The sequence below is a fragment of the Salmonella sp. SSDFZ69 genome (genome assembly GCF_004010755.1).
GTDB lineage: Bacteria > Pseudomonadota > Gammaproteobacteria > Enterobacterales > Enterobacteriaceae > Salmonella > Salmonella enterica.
In genome coordinates, this window is record NZ_CP034831.1 from 984,946 (window position 1) to 1,006,147 (window position 21,202).

At 55.8% G+C, this 21,202-nt stretch carries 23 protein-coding genes; 16 read left to right on the forward strand and 7 right to left on the reverse strand.

Annotation, left to right across the window (positions count from 1 at the left end; genetic code table 11):
• Positions 1 to 9 precede the first annotated feature (9 nt).
• From ispD to EOS98_RS04865, 5 genes are read left to right on the forward strand one after another with little or no spacing between them, the layout of a single operon-like run.
• A complete protein-coding gene (gene ispD, locus EOS98_RS04845) occupies positions 10 to 720 on the forward strand; it encodes a 2-C-methyl-D-erythritol 4-phosphate cytidylyltransferase (RefSeq protein ID WP_000741649.1) in 711 nt (236 codons plus the stop codon).
• Positions 720 to 1,199: a 2-C-methyl-D-erythritol 2,4-cyclodiphosphate synthase gene (gene ispF / locus EOS98_RS04850; protein WP_001219244.1), complete on the forward strand. Its 480-nt coding sequence runs from the start codon at positions 720 to 722 to the stop codon at positions 1,197 to 1,199. Before ispD ends, ispF begins: the two co-directional genes overlap by 1 nt.
• Positions 1,196 to 2,245 carry a tRNA pseudouridine(13) synthase TruD gene (gene truD / locus EOS98_RS04855; protein WP_000134246.1) on the forward strand — a complete coding sequence of 350 codons (1,050 nt, stop codon included), beginning with the start codon at positions 1,196 to 1,198 and terminating at the stop codon, positions 2,243 to 2,245. Before ispF ends, truD begins: the two co-directional genes overlap by 4 nt.
• Positions 2,226 to 2,987, forward strand: a complete 762-nt coding sequence (gene surE, locus EOS98_RS04860; RefSeq protein ID WP_001221538.1) for a 5'/3'-nucleotidase SurE — start codon at positions 2,226 to 2,228, stop codon at positions 2,985 to 2,987. Before truD ends, surE begins: the two co-directional genes overlap by 20 nt.
• Positions 2,981 to 3,607, forward strand: coding sequence for a protein-L-isoaspartate(D-aspartate) O-methyltransferase (locus tag EOS98_RS04865; protein WP_000253545.1), 627 nt, complete (start codon positions 2,981 to 2,983; stop codon positions 3,605 to 3,607). The genes surE and EOS98_RS04865 overlap by 7 nt, the downstream gene beginning before the upstream one ends.
• Before the next feature lie 138 nt (positions 3,608 to 3,745).
• On the opposite strand, the gene EOS98_RS24775 is transcribed toward EOS98_RS04865, so the two are convergent.
• Positions 3,746 to 3,904, reverse strand: a complete 159-nt coding sequence (locus tag EOS98_RS24775) for a peptidase (protein WP_223148970.1) — start codon at positions 3,902 to 3,904, stop codon at positions 3,746 to 3,748.
• Here EOS98_RS24775 and nlpD point away from each other — a divergent pair.
• Complete coding sequence (gene nlpD / locus EOS98_RS04870) at positions 3,834 to 4,916, forward strand: murein hydrolase activator NlpD (RefSeq protein ID WP_223151197.1); 1,083 nt, start codon at positions 3,834 to 3,836, stop codon at positions 4,914 to 4,916. The two genes, EOS98_RS24775 and nlpD, sit on opposite strands and share 71 nt — an antisense overlap.
• Positions 4,917 to 4,978: 62 nt before the next feature.
• Positions 4,979 to 5,971: an RNA polymerase sigma factor RpoS gene (gene rpoS, locus EOS98_RS04875; RefSeq protein WP_000081498.1), complete on the forward strand. Its 993-nt coding sequence runs from the start codon at positions 4,979 to 4,981 to the stop codon at positions 5,969 to 5,971.
• 44 nt (positions 5,972 to 6,015) lie between these two features.
• Here rpoS and EOS98_RS04880 read toward each other — a convergent pair whose 3' ends face one another.
• Genes EOS98_RS04880 through EOS98_RS04890 form a run of 3 tightly spaced genes read right to left on the reverse strand, consistent with a single transcriptional unit; the run spans position 6,016 to position 8,283 of the window.
• Positions 6,016 to 6,252, reverse strand: a complete 237-nt coding sequence (locus tag EOS98_RS04880; RefSeq protein WP_126523873.1) for a non-oxidative hydroxyarylic acid decarboxylases subunit D — start codon at positions 6,250 to 6,252, stop codon at positions 6,016 to 6,018.
• Positions 6,253 to 6,262: 10 nt separating this feature from the next.
• Positions 6,263 to 7,690, reverse strand: a complete 1,428-nt coding sequence (locus EOS98_RS04885; RefSeq protein ID WP_000863168.1) for a non-oxidative hydroxyarylic acid decarboxylases subunit C — start codon at positions 7,688 to 7,690, stop codon at positions 6,263 to 6,265.
• Positions 7,690 to 8,283, reverse strand: a complete 594-nt coding sequence (locus EOS98_RS04890; protein WP_001237180.1) for a non-oxidative hydroxyarylic acid decarboxylases subunit B — start codon at positions 8,281 to 8,283, stop codon at positions 7,690 to 7,692. Before EOS98_RS04890 ends, EOS98_RS04885 begins: the two co-directional genes overlap by 1 nt.
• A 170-nt stretch (positions 8,284 to 8,453) precedes the next feature.
• Between EOS98_RS04890 and EOS98_RS04895 the strand changes: the two genes are divergently transcribed.
• Complete coding sequence (locus tag EOS98_RS04895) at positions 8,454 to 8,858, forward strand: MarR family winged helix-turn-helix transcriptional regulator (protein WP_000423338.1); 405 nt, start codon at positions 8,454 to 8,456, stop codon at positions 8,856 to 8,858.
• Between the two features lie 18 nt (positions 8,859 to 8,876).
• Here EOS98_RS04895 and ygbI read toward each other — a convergent pair whose 3' ends face one another.
• Complete coding sequence (ygbI, locus tag EOS98_RS04900; RefSeq protein ID WP_000613178.1) at positions 8,877 to 9,641, reverse strand: DNA-binding transcriptional repressor YgbI; 765 nt, start codon at positions 9,639 to 9,641, stop codon at positions 8,877 to 8,879.
• A 196-nt stretch (positions 9,642 to 9,837) separates the two neighbouring features.
• On the opposite strand from ygbI, the gene ltnD reads away from it, so the two are divergent.
• The 6 genes from ltnD to EOS98_RS04930 are packed head-to-tail and all read left to right on the forward strand — an operon-like array spanning position 9,838 to position 15,916.
• Positions 9,838 to 10,761, forward strand: coding sequence for an L-threonate dehydrogenase (gene ltnD / locus EOS98_RS04905; protein ID WP_000206958.1), 924 nt, complete (start codon positions 9,838 to 9,840; stop codon positions 10,759 to 10,761).
• Complete coding sequence (otnK, locus tag EOS98_RS04910) at positions 10,755 to 12,017, forward strand: 3-oxo-tetronate kinase (RefSeq protein ID WP_126523874.1); 1,263 nt, start codon at positions 10,755 to 10,757, stop codon at positions 12,015 to 12,017. The genes ltnD and otnK overlap by 7 nt, the downstream gene beginning before the upstream one ends.
• Positions 12,014 to 12,652 carry an aldolase gene (locus tag EOS98_RS04915; RefSeq protein ID WP_000153636.1) on the forward strand — a complete coding sequence of 213 codons (639 nt, stop codon included), beginning with the start codon at positions 12,014 to 12,016 and terminating at the stop codon, positions 12,650 to 12,652. Before otnK ends, EOS98_RS04915 begins: the two co-directional genes overlap by 4 nt.
• 4 nt (positions 12,653 to 12,656) lie before the next feature.
• The gene (locus tag EOS98_RS04920; RefSeq protein ID WP_001136888.1) at positions 12,657 to 13,433 is read left to right on the forward strand and encodes an HPr family phosphocarrier protein; all 777 of its coding nucleotides are present in this window, start codon (positions 12,657 to 12,659) and stop codon (positions 13,431 to 13,433) included.
• Between the two features lie 39 nt (positions 13,434 to 13,472).
• Positions 13,473 to 14,423 carry a D-erythronate dehydrogenase gene (gene denD / locus EOS98_RS04925; protein ID WP_126523875.1) on the forward strand — a complete coding sequence of 317 codons (951 nt, stop codon included), beginning with the start codon at positions 13,473 to 13,475 and terminating at the stop codon, positions 14,421 to 14,423.
• Entirely contained in the window at positions 14,420 to 15,916 is a 1,497-nt protein-coding gene (locus EOS98_RS04930) for a GntP family permease (RefSeq protein ID WP_000202725.1), read from the forward strand. The genes denD and EOS98_RS04930 overlap by 4 nt, the downstream gene beginning before the upstream one ends.
• 41 nt (positions 15,917 to 15,957) lie before the next feature.
• On the opposite strand, the gene EOS98_RS04935 is transcribed toward EOS98_RS04930, so the two are convergent.
• Positions 15,958 to 16,890, reverse strand: coding sequence for a LysR family transcriptional regulator (locus EOS98_RS04935; protein ID WP_072103492.1), 933 nt, complete (start codon positions 16,888 to 16,890; stop codon positions 15,958 to 15,960).
• Between the two features lie 87 nt (positions 16,891 to 16,977).
• Between EOS98_RS04935 and EOS98_RS04940 the strand changes: the two genes are divergently transcribed.
• Together EOS98_RS04940 and EOS98_RS04945 are read left to right on the forward strand one after the other, a co-directional pair.
• Entirely contained in the window at positions 16,978 to 18,186 is a 1,209-nt protein-coding gene (locus EOS98_RS04940) for an MFS transporter (protein WP_001660827.1), read from the forward strand.
• On the forward strand, positions 18,183 to 18,563 hold the full coding sequence (locus tag EOS98_RS04945) for a DUF4440 domain-containing protein (RefSeq protein ID WP_126523876.1): 381 nt from the start codon (positions 18,183 to 18,185) through the stop codon (positions 18,561 to 18,563). The genes EOS98_RS04940 and EOS98_RS04945 overlap by 4 nt, the downstream gene beginning before the upstream one ends.
• Before the next feature lie 55 nt (positions 18,564 to 18,618).
• On the opposite strand, the gene mutS is transcribed toward EOS98_RS04945, so the two are convergent.
• On the reverse strand, positions 18,619 to 21,186 hold the full coding sequence (gene mutS, locus EOS98_RS04950) for a DNA mismatch repair protein MutS (protein ID WP_001005802.1): 2,568 nt from the start codon (positions 21,184 to 21,186) through the stop codon (positions 18,619 to 18,621).
• Positions 21,187 to 21,202 lie beyond the last annotated feature (16 nt).

Here is a 21,202-nt window from a genome sequence, read left to right on the forward strand (position 1 = left end):
GGATTTAACATGGCAGCCACTTTATTGGACGTTTGCGCCGTGGTGCCGGCTGCCGGATTTGGCCGCCGAATGCAAACAGAATGTCCTAAGCAGTATCTCTCAATCGGTAATAAAACCATTCTGGAGCACTCAGTTCATGCGCTGCTGGCGCATCCTCGGGTGACACGCGTTGTTATTGCTATCAGCCCTGGCGATCATCGCTTTGCCCAACTTCCGCTGGCGAATCATCCGCAAATCACCGTTGTGGATGGCGGCAACGAACGCGCTGATTCCGTTTTGGCCGGGTTACAGGCCGTTGCAAAGGCGCAGTGGGTGCTGGTGCACGACGCGGCAAGACCCTGTTTGCATCAGGATGACCTTGCGCGGTTACTGGCCATCAGCGAAAACAGCCGGGTCGGCGGTATCCTCGCCAGTCCGGTGCGCGACACCATGAAACGCGGCGAACCAGGGAAAAACGCTATTGCCCATACCGTAGAGCGCGCCGATTTATGGCACGCGCTCACCCCGCAGTTTTTCCCCCGCGAACTCTTGCACGATTGTCTGACGCGTGCGCTGAATGAAGGCGCGACCATCACCGACGAAGCGTCAGCGCTGGAGTATTGTGGTTTTCATCCGGCGCTGGTAGAAGGTCGCGCGGATAACATCAAGGTCACCCGTCCGGAAGATCTGGCGCTGGCGGAATTTTATCTGACCCGAACCATCCACCAGGAGAAAGCATAATGCGAATTGGACACGGTTTTGACGTACACGCGTTTGGCGGAGAAGGGCCGATTATTATTGGCGGCGTGCGTATCCCTTATGAAAAAGGGCTATTGGCGCATTCCGATGGCGATGTGGCGTTACATGCGCTGACCGATGCGCTGCTGGGCGCGGCGGCGCTTGGCGATATCGGCAAGCTCTTCCCGGATACCGATCCGGCATTTAAGGGAGCGGATAGCCGCGAACTACTGCGTGAAGCCTGGCGTCGTATTCAGGCGAAGGGGTACACCCTCGGCAACGTAGATGTCACCATTATTGCGCAGGCGCCGAAAATGCTGCCGCATATTCCGCAAATGCGCGTCTTTATCGCCGAAGATCTCGGCTGCCATATGGATGACGTTAACGTGAAGGCGACGACGACGGAAAAGCTCGGATTTACCGGACGCGGAGAAGGCATTGCCTGCGAAGCGGTCGCGTTGCTGATGAAGGCGGCGAAATGACAGAGTTTGACAATCTCACCTGGCTGCACGGAAAACCACAAGGTAGCGGATTGCTGAAAGCGAATCCGGAAGATTTTGTGGTGGTTGAAGATTTAGGCTTTACGCCGGATGGTGAAGGCGAGCACATTCTGCTGCGTATTTTGAAAAACGGTTGCAATACCCGTTTTGTCGCTGACGCGCTGGCGAAATTCCTGAAAATTCACGCTCGCGAAGTGAGCTTTGCCGGGCAAAAAGATAAACACGCCGTTACCGAGCAGTGGCTGTGCGCGCGCGTGCCGGGGAAAGAGATGCCCGATTTCAGCGCCTTTCAGCTGGAAGGTTGTAAAGTGCTGGAATACGCGCGTCACAAGCGTAAGCTGCGTTTAGGCGCGCTGAAAGGCAATGCCTTTACGCTGGTGTTGCGTGAAATAAGCGATCGCCGCGATGTCGAAACACGATTGCAGGCGATTCGCGATGGCGGCGTACCGAACTATTTCGGCGCACAGCGATTCGGCATTGGCGGCAGCAACTTGCAGGGCGCGCTGCGCTGGGCGCAAAGTAACGCGCCGGTGCGCGATCGCAATAAACGCAGTTTTTGGTTGTCGGCGGCACGTAGCGCGTTGTTTAATCAAATTGTTCACCAGCGGCTGAAGAAACCAGACTTTAATCAAGTTGTTGACGGCGATGCGCTACAATTAGCGGGGCGTGGAAGCTGGTTCGTCGCGACATCTGAAGAACTGCCTGAATTGCAGCGCCGGGTAGACGAAAAAGAGCTGATGATTACAGCATCGTTGCCGGGCAGCGGAGAGTGGGGAACACAGCGTGCGGCGCTGGCGTTTGAGCAAGATGCCATTGCCCAGGAAACGGTGTTGCAATCGCTGTTGCTGCGCGAAAAAGTAGAGGCGTCGCGCAGAGCGATGCTGCTTTATCCGCAACAATTAAGCTGGAACTGGTGGGATGACGTTACCGTCGAGTTACGTTTCTGGCTGCCCGCAGGCAGTTTTGCCACCAGCGTAGTAAGGGAACTGATCAACACAATGGGTGATTATGCGCATATTGCTGAGTAACGATGACGGGGTTCACGCGCCCGGTATACAAACGCTGGCGAAAGCGCTGCGTGAGTTTGCTGATGTACAGGTCGTAGCCCCGGATCGTAACCGCAGCGGCGCGTCTAATTCCCTCACGCTGGAATCTTCGCTTCGTACTTTTACCTTTGATAATGGCGATATCGCCGTACAGATGGGGACGCCGACCGATTGCGTCTATCTGGGCGTTAATGCCTTAATGCGTCCGCGTCCGGATATTGTCGTTTCCGGTATTAACGCGGGTCCGAATCTGGGCGATGATGTGATCTATTCCGGTACAGTCGCCGCGGCGATGGAAGGTCGTCATCTCGGCTTTCCGGCATTAGCGGTCTCCCTTAACGGCTATCAGCATTATGATACGGCTGCAGCCGTGACTTGCGCGCTTTTGCGAGGGTTAAGCCGGGAGCCGTTGCGTACCGGGCGTATTCTCAACGTGAATGTCCCGGATCTACCGTTAGCGCAGGTTAAAGGCATCCGCGTGACTCGCTGCGGTAGCCGCCATCCAGCGGATAAAGTGATCCCGCAGGAAGATCCACGCGGTAATACATTGTACTGGATTGGCCCGCCGGGTGATAAATACGATGCCGGGCCGGATACCGATTTCGCGGCGGTGGATGAAGGCTACGTCTCCGTCACGCCGTTGCATGTGGATTTAACCGCGCACAGCGCGCATGATGTGGTTTCAGACTGGTTAGACAGCGTGGGAGTTGGCACGCAATGGTAAGTGGACGTGTACAGGCTCTTCTTGAACAATTGCGCGCGCAGGGCATCAGAGATGAGCAGGTGCTTAATGCGCTTGCCGCAGTGCCGCGTGAGAAATTTATTGATGAAGCGTTTGAACATAAGGCCTGGGAAAATATCGCTTTGCCGATAGGCCAGGGTCAGACGATTTCGCAGCCCTATATGGTGGCGCGAATGACGGAGCTGCTCGAACTGACGCCGCAATCCAGGGTGTTGGAAATTGGCACCGGTTCCGGCTATCAGACGGCGATTCTGGCGCATCTGGTACATCACGTTTGCTCCGTTGAGCGGATTAAGGGGCTGCAATGGCAGGCGCGCCGCCGCCTGAAGCAGCTCGATTTACATAATGTTTCTACCCGTCATGGCGATGGCTGGCAAGGCTGGCAGGCGCGTGCGCCGTTTGACGCTATCATTGTGACGGCCGCGCCGCCGGAAATTCCTACCGCGCTCATGGCACAGTTGGATGAAGGCGGCATTCTTGTTCTGCCTGTGGGCGATGAGCAGCAGTTTTTGAAACGCGTGCGTCGCCGGGGCGGCGAATTTATTATCGATACCGTGGAGGCCGTTCGCTTCGTCCCGTTAGTCAAGGGAGAGCTGGCCTAGTTTGCCCTGCAAACACCCACTCTTACGCCTGATAAAGCCGAAACGAATACCTGGAGTTTTCCTGGTTATTCCCGGTGGGTTAAGCGTATCGTGAACACATTTTCCCGTGTTCACTTAATGCGTTGCACGGTTCTTACGTCACTGGTTGTTAACCAAATTTTTTCCTGGGGGATAAATGAGCGCGGGAAGCCCAAAATTCACCGTTAGTCGCATTGCGGCACTATCACTGGTTTCACTATGGCTGGCAGGTTGTACCAGTTCGTCAAACCCTCCGGCGCCGGTCACGTCTGTGGACAGTGGGTCGTCATCAAATACCAATTCCGGGATGTTGATCACACCGCCGCCAAAAATGGGCGCGACGACGCAACAAACGCCGCAACAAGCGCCGCAAATTCAACCCGTTCAGCGTCCTGTAACGCAGCCCATGCAAACTCAACCGGTCGCGGAACAGCCCGTGCAGATGGAAAATGGGCGAATCGTATACAATCGCCAGTATGGGAATATTCCGAAAGGTAGCTATACGGGTGGCAGTACTTACACCGTGAAAAAGGGTGATACGCTTTTTTACATCGCCTGGATTACCGGGAACGATTTCCGCGATCTGGCCCAGAGAAACAGTATTTCTGCCCCGTATAGCCTGAATGTAGGGCAAACTTTGCAAGTTGGTAACGCATCCGGCACGCCAATTACTGGCGGAAATGCGATCACCCAGGCGGATGCAGCACAGCAAGGAGTTGTGACCAGGTCTGCACAAAATTCCACCGTTGCAGTTGCGTCTCAACCAACAATTACGTATTCTGAGGGCTCAGGTGAACAAAGTGCTAACAAAATGTTGCCAAACAACAAGCCTGCTGGGACGGTTGTCACAGCGCCTGTAACGGCACCAACGGTAAGCACGACCGAACCAAATGCAAGCAGTACGTCAACCAGCGCGCCGATTTCCGCATGGCGCTGGCCGACGGATGGCAAAGTGATCGAAAACTTTGGCGCTTCCGAAGGGGGCAATAAAGGGATCGACATTGCAGGCAGTAAGGGACAGGCTATCGTCGCAACCGCTGATGGGCGCGTCGTATATGCCGGTAATGCACTGCGTGGTTACGGTAATCTTATTATCATCAAACATAACGATGATTACCTGAGTGCCTACGCCCATAATGATACGATGCTGGTCCGGGAACAACAGGAAGTTAAGGCGGGGCAAAAAATCGCTACTATGGGTAGCACCGGCACCAGCTCTACACGCTTGCATTTTGAAATTCGTTACAAGGGGAAATCCGTAAACCCGCTGCGTTATTTACCGCAGCGATAAAGCGGCGGAACCAGGCTTTGACTTGCTAGTTCCGTCAAGGGATCACGGGTAGGAGCCACCTTATGAGTCAGAATACGCTGAAAGTTCATGATTTAAATGAAGACGCGGAATTTGATGAGAACGGAGTAGAGGCTTTTGACGAAAAAGCCTTGAGTGAAGAGGAACCCAGTGATAACGACCTGGCTGAAGAAGAGCTGTTATCGCAAGGGGCCACACAGCGTGTGTTGGACGCGACTCAGCTTTACCTTGGTGAGATTGGGTATTCACCACTGTTAACAGCCGAAGAAGAAGTCTATTTTGCGCGTCGCGCACTGCGTGGAGATGTCGCTTCTCGCCGTCGCATGATTGAGAGTAACCTGCGTCTGGTGGTAAAAATTGCCCGCCGTTATGGCAATCGTGGACTGGCGTTGCTGGACCTGATTGAAGAGGGCAATCTGGGGCTTATCCGTGCAGTCGAGAAGTTTGACCCGGAACGCGGGTTCCGCTTCTCAACATACGCAACCTGGTGGATTCGCCAGACAATCGAACGGGCGATTATGAACCAAACCCGTACGATTCGCTTGCCGATTCACATTGTTAAAGAGCTGAACGTATACCTGCGCACCGCACGTGAGTTGTCGCATAAACTGGACCACGAACCGAGTGCGGAAGAAATTGCAGAGCAACTGGATAAACCGGTTGATGACGTCAGCCGTATGCTTCGTCTCAACGAGCGCATTACCTCGGTAGACACCCCGCTGGGCGGTGACTCCGAAAAAGCGTTGCTGGACATCCTGGCCGATGAAAAAGAGAACGGTCCGGAAGACACCACGCAAGATGACGATATGAAACAGAGCATCGTCAAATGGTTGTTCGAACTGAACGCCAAACAGCGTGAAGTGCTGGCGCGCCGTTTCGGTCTGCTGGGATATGAAGCTGCGACACTGGAAGATGTAGGCCGTGAAATCGGTCTTACGCGTGAACGTGTTCGTCAGATTCAGGTTGAAGGCCTGCGCCGTCTGCGCGAAATACTGCAGACGCAGGGGCTGAATATCGAAGCGCTGTTCCGCGAGTAAGTACCCTTGTCAAAAAAAGGCCAGTCGACAGACTGGCCTTTTTTTTACCGTTTGTCTTCTGCCAGCAACGGCGGGATACTCGGCACCATTGGCGCGTCATCAATATCTTTTTGCGTCATGCGAAACGCTTGTGGATAGTGTTCGCGGCTGGTACGGCGTAACGGTTCGGTATCGCGCCAGGTATACAGACAATGCTGACACTGATATACCGTCCAGACTCCTTTTGCCGGCGAAGTCGCCATGAGTTCAATATGTGCATCGGCACAGCGTGGACAAATCATCGGTTACTCCTTATTTACGGTTGGCCAGCATGGCGGTCAGCTTTTCAGCCCAGGCTTTAGTTTCCGGTAAATCAACAACCGGCTGGCTATAGTGACCACGGTTATCTGGCGCAACCGGCGTGGTGGCGTCAATGATCAGCTTGTCGGTAATCCCCGCCGGGCTTGAGCCCGGATCCAGTTCCAGGACGGACATATTCGGTAGCTGTACCAGATCGCCTGCCGGATTCACTTTCGACGACAACGCCCACATCACCTGTGGCAGATTGAATGGATCGACATCTTCATCGACCATGATCACCATCTTCACATATCCCAGACCGTGCGGCGTTGTCATCGCTCGCAGGCCCACCGCGCGGGCAAAGCCGCCGTAGCGTTTTTTGGTCGAGATGATGGCCAGCAGGCCGTGGGTGTACATGGCGTTTACCGCCTGCACTTCCGGAAATTCGGCTTTCAGCTGTTGATACAGTGGCACGCAGGTCGCCGGCCCCATCAGGTAGTCGATTTCCGTCCACGGCATCCCCAAATAGAGCGATTCAAAAATGGGTTTGCTGCGGTAAGAGACCTTATCGATACGCACCACGGTCATGTTGCGACCACCGGAATAGTGGCCGGTAAATTCGCCGAACGGCCCTTCAATTTCACGTTTACGGCTTTCGATGACCCCTTCAAGAATGACTTCAGATCCCCACGGCACATCAAAACCGGTCAACGGCGCGGTGGCGATAGGATAGGGGCTTTCACGCAGCGCGCCTGCCATTTCATACTCTGACTGATCGTATTTCAGCGGCGTTGCGCCCATCAGGGTAATGATCGGATCGTTACCCAGCGTGATCGCAATCGGCAGATCTTCCCCGCGCTCTTCAGCTTTGTGCAGGTGCAATGCGATATCATGCATCGGCACTGGTTGCAGACCCAGCTTACGCTTGCCTTTAACTTCCATGCGGTAGATGCCGACATTCTGCTTGCCGAAGTTATCGGGATCGAGCGGATCGCGTGATACCACACAGGCTTTATCCAGATAGAATCCGCCGTCGCCGTCGTTCAGACGAAACAGCGGCAGGATATCAAACAGGTTGATTGCGTCGCCGTCGACGGTATTTTCCGCCCAGCCCGGATTCGCCCGTCGTTCCGGCGCTACCGGAAAATTGTCCCAGCGGCGAATAAATTCATCGATCTGTTTTTTAACCGGCGTGTTAGGCGGCAAACCCAGTGAGATGGCATGGTTCTGCCAGGAACCGATGGTATTCATCGCCACGCGGGCGTCGGTAAAACCACGAATATTGTCAAACCACAGCGCGGGCGCGCCATCGCCGATGCGTCCCGTTGCATTGGCAGCGGCGGCGAGATCCGGCTCCGCATTCACTTCCTCGCTGATTTTCAGCAGTTGTCCCTGCTGATCCAGCGCATGTAAAAAACTGCGCAAATCATCAAATGCCATTATCCATTCTCCTGTGAAAAATTTGCTGCCTGTCGCAGTCCTTGCCAGCGGCGCGCGCGCGTATGCTCCAGACCAAACTGGTCGAGAACGCGCGCTACGATGTGCTGGATAATATCGTCAACGGTTTGCGGCAGGTTGTAGAACGCGGGCATGGGCGGCACTATCGCCACCCCCATACGAGAAAGCGCAAGCATGTTTTCCAGATGAATCGTGCTGAGCGGCATTTCCCGCGGCACAAGCACCAGCTTGCGACCCTCTTTCAACACGACATCGGCAGCGCGTCCCACCAGCCCCTCGGCATAGCCGGCGCGAACCCCAGCCAGTGTTTTCATACTGCAGGGGATAATAATCATGCCGTCGGTACGAAATGAGCCGGAGGAAATGGTCGCCGCCTGATCGGCCGGGCTATGACAATAATCTGCCAGGGCGGCTACCTCAGCGGGCGTGTAGGGCGTCTCCAGTTCAATAGTGGTTTTCGCCCACTTTGACATTACCAGATGCGTTTCAACATCAGGTATCGCCCGCAATGCCTGGAGTAGCTCGACGCCAAGCGGCGCGCCGGTCGCACCGGTCATCCCCACAATCAATCTCATTTCTTACCTCAAATATCGTTCGTATACGAACATTTTGATCAAAATACGCCCACACGGCCTTTGCGACAAGATCGCTCCCGACGCCTGCGCACGTTTAGCTAAAGCATTCCTCATTAAAAAACCGCGCATAAGTCGTTATGATAGAAAAAGTTAATTTATCCGGAGCGCTCATGGAGTTACGAAACACCGCGTTTCATCTGTTACGCCAACTTTTTCAGCAACATACCGCACGCTGGCAGCATGAACTACCGGAGCTCACCAAACCTCAATATGCGGTGATGCGCGTTATTGCTGAACATCCGGGTATTGAACAGGTCGATCTGACCGAAGCGGCGGTCAGCACTAAAGCGACGCTGGCGGAGATGTTAAGCCGGATGGAAAATCGTGGGCTGGTGAAGCGAGAAAACGATCCGCTGGATAAACGTCGGCGTTTTGTCTATCTCACCGTTCAGGGCCAAACGTTGCTCGCCGCCGCGATACCACTGGGGGATCGCGTTGACGATGAGTTTTTGGGGCGACTGAGCGCTGAAGAACGCGAACAGTTTACGCAACTGGTACGCAAGATGATGACGTAAGCGGCTTGCGCCGCTTTGCTATTTTTTGGCCATCAGCAGTGAGATATCCACTTTGGCCAGCGCCCGAATTGCGCTTTCCGGCAGGCCGTCATCGGTGACGATTTGGTTGAATTCCGCCAGCGGTAACGCCAGCCACGTCGCGACCTGGCCGTATTTGGTCGCGTCGCACACCAGAATTTTTTGGCGGCTGGCGCTGGCGACGGCCCGTTTCACCGTGACTTTATCTTCTGCCGGCGTTGAAATACCGCGCACGCTCCAGGAAGAGGCGGAAATAAAGGCCTGGTCAATCATCAGCCCGCGCAAAAGCGTCGCCGCGGCTTCACCGACGCACGACCGGTTTTCCCGGCATACCGCCCCGCCAGTGTGAATAATTGTGCAATCGCTATTGTCCATCAGGTAATCGGCGATAACGAAATCATTGGTCACCACCGTAAGTTTATTCATCGTAACCAGCTGCCTGGCGATCGCCAGCGTGGTCGTACCTGCATCAAGGTAGATACAGCTTTCTGGCTGTACCAGGCTGGCGGCCAGTTTGCCAATCGCCGCTTTCTGCGGCGTCGCCAGTTCGGTTTTGATCTGATGCGAGGGTTCGTGCGCCACGCGAGTCGATGATTGCACGCCGCCAGAGACCTGGATTACCGCGCCTTGCTGCTCCAGTTTTTGTAAATCACGGCGGATAGTCATGTGGGATACATGCATGCGCTCGGTCAGTTCAGCGATACTGACGATGCCTTTCTCCGCTACCATATCAAGAATGATTTGTCGACGCTCAGTAGGTATCAACGTCTGCTCCTTTCTTTAGTCCTGTCGCGATTTTACGCGATTTCTCGTCACAGCGTGTGAAGTTCTATGAGGATTTCCTTCACAAAAAATAACACATTTTGTTATTTTTTGTGAAATAACTCACCGCAATTGTTTACAAAAACGCCTATATTCACATAACAAAACATAATATCACGTAAATTAACATGGAGTGATAATGACAACAGGAACTGATTTTCATGTCGGCATTGTGGGACTTGGCTCAATGGGAATGGGCGCTGCGCGTTCATGCCTGCGCGCCGGGCTTTCCACATGGGGGGCCGATCTTAACCCGCAAGCGTGCGCGAATCTTCTCGCTGAAGGGGCTTGTGGGGCTGCCGCCAGCGCCAGGGAGTTCGCCGGCGTCGTGGATGCGTTAGTCATTCTGGTCGTCAATGCCGCCCAGGTCAGACAGGTGTTATTCGGTGAGGATGGCGTCGCCCATCTGATGAAACCCGGAAGCGCGGTGATGGTTTCGTCCACGATCTCAAGCGCCGACGCGCAAGAGATCGCCGCGGCGTTGACGGCATTGAATCTTAACATGCTGGATGCGCCGGTTTCCGGCGGCGCGGTAAAAGCGGCGCAGGGCGAAATGACGGTGATGGCCTCCGGGAGCGAGGCGGCGTTTACCCGCCTGAAGCCTGTGCTGGACGCCGTTGCCAGCAACGTTTATCGCATCAGCGATACGCCGGGCGCAGGTTCAACCGTCAAAATCATTCATCAACTGCTGGCTGGCGTGCATATTGCGGCGGCGGCCGAAGCGATGGCGCTGGCCGCGCGGGCCGGTATTCCTCTGGACGTGATGTATGACGTTGTGACCCATGCCGCCGGCAACTCCTGGATGTTTGAAAACCGTATGCAGCATGTCGTTGACGGCGACTATACCCCGCGTTCGGCCGTCGACATTTTTGTCAAAGATTTGGGGCTGGTTGCCGACACGGCGAAAGCGCTGCGCTTCCCCTTACCGCTGGCCTCTACGGCGTTAAATATGTTCACCAGCGCCAGTAACGCCGGTTATGGCAAAGAGGATGACAGCGCTGTGATCAAAATTTTCTCGGGGATTACTCTGCCTGGCGTCACGCCTGAGGAGCCGTCATGTTAAAAATTGGCGTCATTGCCGATGATTTTACCGGCGCGACCGACATCGCCAGTTTTCTGGTCGAAAACGGGTTGCCGACAGTGCAGATCAATGATGTCCCAACCGGGACGCAACCGGAAGGGTGCGACGCGGTGGTTATCAGCCTGAAAACCCGCTCATGCCCGGCGCAAGAGGCGATAAAACAATCGCTGGCGGCGCTGGTATGGCTGAAAAAACAGGGCTGCCAGCAAGTCTATTTCAAATATTGCTCGACTTTCGATAGTACCGCCGAAGGCAATATCGGCCCGGTCACCGATGCGCTGATGGTGGCGCTGGATACCTCATTTACCGTGATTTCTCCCGCGCTGCCGGTTAACGGACGCACGGTCTATCAGGGCTATCTGTTTGTCATGAACCACTTGCTGGCGGAGTCCGGTATGCGCCACCACCCTATCAATCCGATGACCGACAGCTACCTGCCGCGTCTGATGGAAGCGCAGGCGCAAGGGCGCTGCGGCGTTATTCCGGCTCAGACGCTTGATGAAGGCGTTGCCGCGACCCGTGCGGCGCTGTCGCGCTTACAGCAGGAAGGATATCGCTACGCGGTACTTGACGCGCTCAATGAGCGGCACCTGGAAATCCAGGGCGAGGTTTTGCGTGATGCCCCGCTGGTGACCGGCGGTTCCGGGCTGGCAATGGGGCTGGCGCGTCAGTGGGCGAAGCACGGCGTTTCTCAGGCCCGTTCCGCAGGCTATCCGCTGAGCGGCCGCGCGGTGGTGCTTTCCGGTTCCTGTTCGCAAATGACGAATCAGCAGGTGGCTTTCTATCGACAACATGCTCCCACACGCGACGTTGATGTGGCGCGCTGCCTGTCATCCGAGACGCGCGAGGCCTACGCTGAAGCGCTGGCGCAGTGGGTGCTCAGTCAGGACAGCGAACTGGCGCCAATGATTAGCGCCACCGCCTCCACGCAGGCGCTGGCCGCCATCCAGCAGCAATATGGCGCTACCGAAGCCAGCCATGCGGTAGAGGCGCTCTTTTCCCTGCTGGCCGCTCGCTTAGCGGAAGGCGGTATCACCCGGTTTATTGTGGCGGGCGGCGAAACCTCGGGCGTGGTGACGCAAAGCCTCGGTATTACCGGTTTTCACATCGGACCGTGCATTTCACCCGGCGTGCCGTGGGTCAACGCGCTCCATGCGCCAGTCTCGCTGGCGCTAAAGTCAGGTAATTTTGGCGATGAATCCTTTTTCATCCGCGCTCAAAGGGAGTTTCAGGTATGACGATACTGGCAAAAGAAGAGCACGCTTTGCGAGAAGAGATGGTCAGGATAGCCGCCTCGTTTTTCCAGCGCGGCTATGCCACCGGCTCGGCAGGCAACCTCTCGCTGTTACTGCCGGACGGCAATATTCTGGCGACGCCCACCGGTTCGTGTCTGGGTAATCTCGACCCGCAGCGGCTATCCAAAGTGGACCCGCAAGGCGAATGGCTCAGCGGCGATAAACCGTCTAAAGAGGTGCGTTTTCATCTGGCGTTGTATCGCAATAACCCTTGCTGCAAGGCCGTGGTACATCTGCACAGCACCTGGTCAACGGCGCTTTCCTGTCTCGAAGGGCTGGACCCGCAAAATGTGATTCGCCCGTTTACCCCCTATGTGGTGATGCGGATGGGAGACATTCCGCTGGTTCCCTACTATCGTCCGGGGGATGACCGAATTGCCCGCGATTTGGCTGCGCTGGCGGCCCGGCATCAGGCCTTTTTACTGGCTAATCATGGGCCGGTCGTGTGCGGGGAGAATTTGCAGGAAGCCGCTAATAATACCGAGGAGCTGGAAGAGACGGCAAAGCTGATTTTTATCCTTGGCGAACGCCCGATTCGTTATTTAACCACCGAAGAAATTGCGCAGTTAAGGAGATAACCCGATGCCGCGTTTTGCCGCCAATTTGTCGATGATGTTTACCGAAGCGCCGTTTATCGAGCGTTTTGCCGCCGCTGCCGAAGCCGGTTTTCAGGCCGTTGAGTTTCTGTTCCCCTATGACTTTGCCGCCAGCGAGATTAAAGCCCAGCTATCGCGTCATAATCTGACGCTGGCGCTGTTTAATACTTCGGCGGGCGATACCGCGGCGGGCGAATGGGGACGTGCCGCGCTACCGGGGCGCGAACACGACGCGCGCGCCGATATCGATCTGGCTCTGGAATACGCTCTGGCGCTGGAATGCGAGCAGGTTCACATCATGGCGGGTGTAGTGCCGGATGGCGCTGATGGCGCACGTTATCGCGCCACGTTTATCGATAATTTGCGTTATGCCGCCGACCGGTTTGCCGCCCACGATAAACGTATTTTGATCGAAGCGCTGAGTCCCGGCGTTAAACCCGGCTACCTCTTTTCCAGCCAATATCAGGCGCTGGGCATCGCAGAAGAGGTTGACCGCCCGAATGTGTTCATCCAGCTCGACACTTTCCATGCGCAAAAAGTGGATGGCAATTTGAGTCACCTGATTCGCGAGTACGCGGGCCGCTATGCCCATGTACAAATCGCCTCGCTACCGGACAGACATGAACCGGATGATGGCGAGATCAACTACCCGTGGCTGTTCCGGCTGTTCGATGACGTAGGTTATCGCGGCTGGATAGGCTGCGAATACCAACCACGGAATACCACTCAGGACGGGCTTGGCTGGTTTAACGCCTGGCGCTAACCCTGAACTACCCTACACAACAATAAAGAGGACATCCGGATGCAGATTATCATTACCGGCGGGGGCGGCTTTTTAGGCCAGAAACTCGCAAGCGCCTTATTAAACTCATCGCTGGCGTTTAACGAACTGCTTCTTGTTGATTTAAAAATGCCTGCACGGTTATCAGATTCCCCTCGTTTACGCTGTCTGGAGGCTGACTTAACCCAGCCGGGCGTGCTGGAGAATGTGATTACCGCTAATACCTCTGTTGTTTATCATCTCGCTGCGATTGTCAGCAGTCATGCGGAAGACGATTTCGATCTGGGATGGAAAGTTAACCTGGATCTTACCCGCCAGTTACTTGAGGCGTGTCGTCGAAAACCGCAGAAAATTCGTTTTGTCTTCTCCAGCTCGCTTGCCGTTTATGGCGGTACGCTGCCGGAATGCGTCACCGATACCACCGCGCTCACGCCGCGCTCGTCTTATGGCGCGCAGAAGGCCGCCTGTGAACTGTTGGTCAACGACTATACCCGCAAAGGCTATGTGGATGGGCTGGCGCTGCGTTTGCCGACGATCTGTGTTCGCCCGGGTAAACCAAACCGCGCCGCTTCTTCTTTTGTCAGCGCGATTATTCGTGAACCGTTGCAGGGCGAGACGACCATCTGCCCGGTATCGGAAAGTTTGCGGCTGTGGATTTCCAGCCCGGCGACGGTGATCCATAACCTGTCGCTGGCCGCAACGTTACCCGCGCCTGGCGAGGCGAGCAGCATCAACTTACCTGGGATCAGCGTAACCGTGGGCGAGATGCTGGAAACGTTGCGTCAGGCGGGCGGCCAGGCGGCGCGCGATCGGGTTACGCATCAGCGCGATGAAGGCGTCGAGAAAATTGTCGCCTCCTGGCCGGGACGTATCGATAACCAGCGTGCGCTGGCGTTAGGTTTTGTCGCCGATAAACGCTTCGATGACATTATTGAACGCTTTCGACAAGATGATATGGAGGGGAGGTCATGACAAGTTTACCGACCCCAATTATCGGCCTGATCGTTGCCGTTTTCGTGCTGGTATGGCTGGTGTTACGCACCCGTGTTCATGCGCTGATCGCGATGCTGGCGGCGGCCTGCATCGCCGGTCTGTTGGGGGGAATGGGCATTGATAAAACGCTCTCTGTCATCACCAGCGGATTCGGTACGACGCTGGGCAGCATTGGCCTGGTGATTGGTCTCGGCGTAATGATGGGGCGCTTGCTGGAGGTTTCCGGCGCGGCGGAGCGTATCGCCTGGAGCTTTATCAAATGGCTGGGGAAACGCCGTGAAGAGTGGGCGCTGGCAATCACGGGTTATATTGTCAGCATCCCCATTTTCGTCGATTCCGCTTTTGTCATTCTTTATCCGGTGGCGAAAGCGCTGGCGAAAAGCGGTAAACGTTCGCTACTGACGCTGGGCGTCGCGCTGGCGGGCGGGCTGGTGGTCACTCACCATACGGTACCTCCCACGCCCGGTCCGCTGGGGGTAGCCGGGATTTTTAACGTCGACATCGGCGCAATGTTATTGACCGGGATGGCGCTGGCGGTGCCCTGTGTGATCGGCATTGTGTTCTATGCGCAGTGGCTGGATAAACGCTACCCTGATTTCGTGCCGCGCACGCTGAACGCCGATGAAGTTAATGCCGCGCTGGAGCAGTACAATAAAGAGAAAGAGCAAAAGGATCTGCCGAGCCTGACGCTCTCTCTGCTGCCTATTGTGGTGCCGATCGTGCTGATCTTCCTGAAGGCTATCTGTTCCACCCTCGCCACTGTAGAAGGATGGTCCGGCCTGGCGACGCATCCGGTGGTACAGGCAATCAACTTTGTGGGAAGTCCAGTGATCGCGTTGGCCATCAGCGTTCTGCTGGCGGTGTATACGCTGGTGCCGCGTATGGATAAACATACCACCGCAGAGCGTCTGGAAGAGGGCTTGCAAAGCGCCGGGATTATTTTACTGGTCACGGGCGCTGGCGGCGCGTTGGGCGCGATCCTGCGCGACAGCGGCGCGGGGCAACAGCTGGCGGAGCAGGTTGCCAACCTGCCGATCTCGCCGATCCTGATCCCGTTTATCGTGGCGACGCTGGTACGCCTGATTCAGGGATCGGGGACGGTGGCGATGATCACTGCCGCCTCGATTTCCGCGCCGATCCTGGCGCAGATCCCCGGCATCAATATGTTGCTTGCCGCTCAGGCCGCAACGATGGGGTCGCTGTTCTTCGGCTACTTCAACGATAGCCTGTTCTGGGTGGTTAACCGCATGATGGGCGTCTCTGATGTCAAACAGCAGATGGTGGTTTGGTCTGTACCGACGACCATTGCCTGGGCGATTGGCGGCACCGGCGTGGCGCTGATTAACCTGCTGTTCGGTTCCGGCGGCAGTTGGCTCGATCCGTTACTGCCGATCGTCGTTCTGGCGGCAATTATGCTGTGGGTGCGTTGGCAGGCGCAGGGGATCAAAGACAAGCTGGTAGTTAAGGATTAAGACGGTATTATCCGTCCGGGAGCGCAATGCTCCCGGACTGGCTACAATGATGGGGCGTGCTCCCCGCAATCCCATTGCGAACGTAAAAAATCAATAAATGCGCGTACTTTTGTCGATACATGGCGGGCGTCCGGGTAAACGGCATAAATGCCCTGACGGGGAAAATGATAGTCGGGTAACAGGTGAATTAACGTTCCCTCCTCCAGTGCGGTGTTGACTAACCATTGCGGCAGTAATGCGACGCCGCTTCCCGCGAGAGCGAAGGCCATCAGCGAGCGCGCGCTGTCGACAGAAATTTTGCCGGCTTTGCTTATCTCCAGGCGTGAGTGTTGGCCATGATTATTCGTTACTGTCCACCGTAGCGGCGTAGGTAATCGCTCATGAATAATCCATTCCGCCTGAGCCAACGACTCCAGCGACGACACGGGGTGGCGGGCGAGCCACTGCGGCGCGGCGACCGGCAGAATGGTAAAGCGGGATATCAGCGCGGCGCGATAGCGGGAGTCCGCCAGCGAGCCAAGCCGAATCGCCACATCAAAGCGCTCGGCAATTAAATCGGCATGATGTGATGAGGACATATGCCGAATACGGAGATCGGGATGGCGCTGACTAAACTGCGCCAGTACCGGAATGACCACCTGTTCGCCAAACTCGGGCGTAGTGGTAATACGTAACTCGCCGCCCAGCCCACTATGGCTGGCACGCACTTCATCCTGCAAATTTTTCGCTGCATTGAGTAAATTCACGCCTTTTTGGTAAAAGAGGACGCCGGCGTCTGTGAGCGTCAGTCGTCGGGTGGAACGTAGCAGTAACGTTACGCCAAGCTCTTTTTCAAGCTGCCGAATATTAAAACTCACTACCGCTTTTGTTTGGCCCGATGCGGCCGCCGCCGCCGTGAAGCTGCCGCTATCTACCACGGCGATAAACAGCGACATACGCTGCAAATTGAGCATGGCGAGCTCCTTTACTGTCAAAATTATTTTGACAGTATATCGTTGAAGCGCGGACTTATCTGGCTTTCTCCGGACGGCTACATTAGCGCCTCTGACGGAGGATGCATAATGACGTATCGCAGTAAAGTGGCAGTGGTTTACCTGCTCGGCTTCTTTCTTGATCTGATTAATCTGTTTATTGCCAGCGTGGCTTTTCCTGCGATGTCCGTGGATCTGCATACGTCCATATCGGCGCTGGCATGGGTGAGTAATGGTTATATCGCAGGATTAACGCTGATCGTTCCGTTTAGCGCGTTTCTTTCGCGTTATCTCGGCGCACGACGGTTGATCATATTTTCGCTCATTCTGTTTAGCGTTGCCGCCGCTGCCGCAGGTTTTGCCGATTCCTTACACAGCCTTGTTTTCTGGCGTATTGTGCAGGGGGCGGGCGGTGGCTTATTGATCCCGGTTGGTCAGGCGTTAACCTGGCAACAGTTTAAACCGCATGAACGCGCTGGCGTGTCATCGGTTGTCATGATGGTGGCGCTACTGGCGCCGGCATGTTCGCCTGCGATTGGTGGGCTTCTGGTGGAAACGTGCGGCTGGCGCTGGATATTCTTTGCCACGCTGCCGGTGGCCGTTCTCACCTTATTGCTCGCTTATCGTTGGTTGAACGTCGCGTCGACGACAATGGCGTCAGCAAGATTGCTCCATCTGCCGCTGTTGACGGACAGGCTGCTGCGTTTTGCCATGATCGTCTATCTGTGCGTACCGGGTATGTTCATTGGTATCAGCGTGGTCGGGATGTTTTATCTACAGAACGTCGCGCAGCTATCGCCTGCGGCGGCGGGGTCGCTGATGATCCCCTGGTCGATCGCTTCATTTGTCGCCATTATGCTTACCGGACGTTACTTCAATCGGCTTGGGCCGCGTCCGCTGATTATCGTCGGCTGTCTTCTTCAGGCCGCAGGGATACTGCTTTTAACTAACGTTACGCCTGCGACATCGCACCGTGTACTGATGATGATATTCGCCTTAATGGGCGCTGGCGGCAGTTTGTGCAGCAGTACCGCGCAGAGTGGCGCTTTCCTGACTATTGCTCGCCGGGACATGCCTGACGCCAGCGCGCTATGGAATCTTAATCGTCAGATCAGCTTTTTCCTTGGCGCGACGCTGTTGACGCTGCTGTTAAATGCGCTCCAGCGCGTTATGTCGCTTGAGGTTGCTTATCGCTGGACCTTTATTGCCGCCGCCGGTATCACCCTGCTGCCCCTTATTTACGCTGTCTGTCTAAACAATAGACAAGCACTTCTGTGCCTGAAAAAGGAAAGACCATGAATCCATATAAAGATGAAATTATTCACGCCCATGCGGCGATTGAGAACTGGCTTAGCAAGGGGATGGGGAGCCTGGAGGCGTTGATAGCGCGTTTCGCTGCTGATTTTACGATGATAACGCCAGGCGGTGTTTGTCTGGATTATCCGGCGCTTGGCGCTTTTTTCCAGGCGCAGCGCGGGTGTCGCCCGGGGCTGGTTATCGTGGTTGAGCATATTAACCTTGTGGCGGAGTGGCCGGAAGGCGCCGCGCTGCGTTATCGTGAGCGACAGCAACTGCCGGGCCAGGCTGAGACGGTACGCTGGTCGACGGTCATTTTAAAAAGGGAAAGAGGACGGATAGTCTGGCGTCATTTACACGAAACGACAGCCACAGCCTGAAAAGCCTGTGCCGGCGCGTGGGCCCGATAACGCGGCGCTATCAGGCCCGACACGTTTACACCAGACTTTTCAGCCGATAGATCCACTCCAGCGCCTGGCGTGGCGTCAGGGAGTCCGGATCGAGATTCTCCAGCGCTTCAACGGCAGGCGATGTCTCCTCCGGGGCGGCAAGCAACGACATTTGCGTGCCGTCCACCTGCGTTGCCGCCGCATTGGGCGAGATGCTTTCCAGCTCGCGGAGTTTCTGGCGCGCGCGTTTGATGACTTCTTTAGGGACGCCCGCAAGCGCCGCGACCGCCAGGCCATAGCTCTTACTTGCCGCGCCGTCCTGCACGCTGTGCATAAACGCGATAGTATCGCCGTGTTCCAGCGCATCCAGGTGGACGTTCGCCACGCCTTCCATTTTCTCCGGTAATTGGGTCAGCTCGAAGTAGTGGGTAGCGAACAGCGTTAACGCTTTAATCTTATTCGCGAGATTCTCCGCGCAGGCCCAGGCCAACGACAGCCCGTCATACGTGGAGGTACCGCGCCCGATTTCATCCATCAATACCAGACTGTTTTCCGTGGCATTATGCAGAATGTTCGCGGTTTCGGTCATCTCCACCATAAAGGTCGAACGCCCGGAGGCCAGGTCATCCGCTGCGCCGACGCGGGTAAAAATACGGTCGATGGGGCCGATTTCCACGTTTTGCGCCGGAACGTAACTGCCGATATAGGCCAGCAGGGCGATCAATGCCGTTTGCCGCATATAGGTACTTTTACCGCCCATATTGGGGCCGGTAATGATCAACATCCGGCGCTGCGGCGACAGGTTGAGCGGGTTAGCGATAAACGGCTCATTCAGTACCTGTTCAACCACCGGGTGGCGACCTTCGGTAATACGGATACCGGGTTTATCGGTAAATGTCGGGCAGGTGTAATTCAGCGTCCAGGCGCGTTCGGCCAGGTTAACCAGCACATCCAGCTCCGCCAGCGCGTTGGCGCTCTGCTGTAAATCGGCCAGATGCGGCAACAGCAGATCAAACAATTCGTCATATAGCTGTTTTTCCAGCGCCAGCGCTTTGCCTTTCGAGGTCAGAACTTTATCTTCGTACTCTTTTAGCTCAGGAATAATGTAGCGTTCGGCATTTTTCAGCGTCTGGCGACGCACATAATTGATGGGCGCCAGATGGCTTTGACCACGGCTAATCTGAATGTAATAACCATGTACCGCGTTATAGCCGACTTTCAGCGTATCCAGCCCGGTACGCTCGCGTTCGCGAATTTCCAGACGATCGAGATAATCGGTGGCGCCGTCCGCCAGCGCGCGCCATTCGTCCAGCTCTTCATGGTAGCCGGGCGCAATAACGCCGCCGTCGCGGACCAGTACCGGCGGCGCGTCAATAATGGCGCGTTCCAGGAGGTCGCGCAGTTCGGCGAAATCGCCCATTTTTTTACGCAACGCCTGTACCGGCGCGCTGTCAACGGTTTCAAGCTGAGCGTGCAATTCCGGCAACTGCTGGAAGGCGTGACGCATTCGGGCGAGATCGCGCGGACGCGCGGTGCGCAGCGCCAGACGCGCAAGGATACGCTCCAAATCGCCGACCTGACGCAGCACCGGTTGCAGTTCGCTGACGGTGTCCTGCAAGGCGCCGATGGTCTGCTGGCGTTCACGTAATATGTCGGTATTTCGTACCGGCATATGCAGCCAGCGTTTAAGCATTCGGCTACCCATTGGCGTCACGGTACAGTCAAGCACCGCGGCGAGGGTATTTTCGACACCACCGGCCAGGTTTTGGGTAATTTCCAGATTGCGGCGGGTCGCGGCATCCATAATGATGCTGTCCTGCTGGCGTTCCATCGTAATGGAACGAATATGCGGCAGGGAGGTGCGCTGGGTATCTTTTGCGTACTGTAACAGGCAGCCTGCCGCACATAATCCACGCGAGGCATTTTCGACGCCGAAACCGACCAGATCCCGCGTACCGAATTGCAGATTTAACTGCTGGCGGGCGGTATCAATCTCAAACTCCCACAACGGGCGACGGCGCAGACCCCGGCGTCCCTCTATTAACGCCATTTCAGCAAAATCTTCGGCATACAACAGTTCGGCGGGATTGGTGCGCTGCAGCTCTGCGGCCATCGTTTCACGGTCGGCGGGTTCGCTCAGACGAAAGCGGCCGGAGCTGATATCCAGCGTGGCGTAACCGTAGCCTTTACCATCCTGCCAGATAGCCGCCAGCAGGTTATCCTGTCGCTCCTGTAACAGGGCTTCATCGCTGATGGTGCCAGGCGTAACGATACGCACGACCTTACGTTCAACGGGACCTTTGCTGGTGGCCGGATCGCCAATCTGTTCGCAAATAGCGACGGATTCGCCCTGATTGACCAGTTTCGCGAGGTAGTTTTCTACGGCGTGGTGCGGGATACCCGCCATAGGGATAGGTTCGCCAGCCGATGCGCCGCGTTTGGTCAGCGAAATATCGAGCAGCTGCGACGCACGCTTTGCGTCGTCATAAAACAGCTCGTAAAAGTCTCCCATACGATAAAAGAGCAGGATCTCCGGATGCTGGGCTTTCAGCTTGAGATACTGCTGCATCATGGGGGTGTGGTTGGAGAAGTCCTTATCAAATGACTCATTCATATTGATTTTACTCGTT

Bases quoted from the DNA above. Each gene is read 5' to 3' on its own strand.
- ispD (WP_000741649.1), top strand. From the start codon at position 10: ATGGCAGCCACTTTATTGGACGTTTGCGCCGTGGTGCCGGCTGCCGGA.
- ispF (WP_001219244.1), top strand. From the start codon at position 720: ATGCGAATTGGACACGGTTTTGACGTACACGCGTTTGGCGGAGAAGGG.
- truD (WP_000134246.1), top strand. From the start codon at position 1,196: ATGACAGAGTTTGACAATCTCACCTGGCTGCACGGAAAACCACAAGGT.
- surE (WP_001221538.1), top strand. From the start codon at position 2,226: ATGCGCATATTGCTGAGTAACGATGACGGGGTTCACGCGCCCGGTATA.
- EOS98_RS04865 (WP_000253545.1), top strand. From the start codon at position 2,981: ATGGTAAGTGGACGTGTACAGGCTCTTCTTGAACAATTGCGCGCGCAG.
- rpoS (WP_000081498.1), top strand. From the start codon at position 4,979: ATGAGTCAGAATACGCTGAAAGTTCATGATTTAAATGAAGACGCGGAA.
- EOS98_RS04880 (WP_126523873.1), bottom strand. From the start codon at position 6,252: ATGATTTGTCCACGCTGTGCCGATGCACATATTGAACTCATGGCGACT.
- EOS98_RS04885 (WP_000863168.1), bottom strand. From the start codon at position 7,690: ATGGCATTTGATGATTTGCGCAGTTTTTTACATGCGCTGGATCAGCAG.
- EOS98_RS04890 (WP_001237180.1), bottom strand. From the start codon at position 8,283: ATGAGATTGATTGTGGGGATGACCGGTGCGACCGGCGCGCCGCTTGGC.
- EOS98_RS04895 (WP_000423338.1), top strand. From the start codon at position 8,454: ATGGAGTTACGAAACACCGCGTTTCATCTGTTACGCCAACTTTTTCAG.
- ltnD (WP_000206958.1), top strand. From the start codon at position 9,838: ATGACAACAGGAACTGATTTTCATGTCGGCATTGTGGGACTTGGCTCA.
- otnK (WP_126523874.1), top strand. From the start codon at position 10,755: ATGTTAAAAATTGGCGTCATTGCCGATGATTTTACCGGCGCGACCGAC.
- EOS98_RS04915 (WP_000153636.1), top strand. From the start codon at position 12,014: ATGACGATACTGGCAAAAGAAGAGCACGCTTTGCGAGAAGAGATGGTC.
- EOS98_RS04920 (WP_001136888.1), top strand. From the start codon at position 12,657: ATGCCGCGTTTTGCCGCCAATTTGTCGATGATGTTTACCGAAGCGCCG.
- denD (WP_126523875.1), top strand. From the start codon at position 13,473: ATGCAGATTATCATTACCGGCGGGGGCGGCTTTTTAGGCCAGAAACTC.
- EOS98_RS04930 (WP_000202725.1), top strand. From the start codon at position 14,420: ATGACAAGTTTACCGACCCCAATTATCGGCCTGATCGTTGCCGTTTTC.
- EOS98_RS04940 (WP_001660827.1), top strand. From the start codon at position 16,978: ATGACGTATCGCAGTAAAGTGGCAGTGGTTTACCTGCTCGGCTTCTTT.
- EOS98_RS04945 (WP_126523876.1), top strand. From the start codon at position 18,183: ATGAATCCATATAAAGATGAAATTATTCACGCCCATGCGGCGATTGAG.
- mutS (WP_001005802.1), bottom strand. From the start codon at position 21,186: ATGAATGAGTCATTTGATAAGGACTTCTCCAACCACACCCCCATGATG.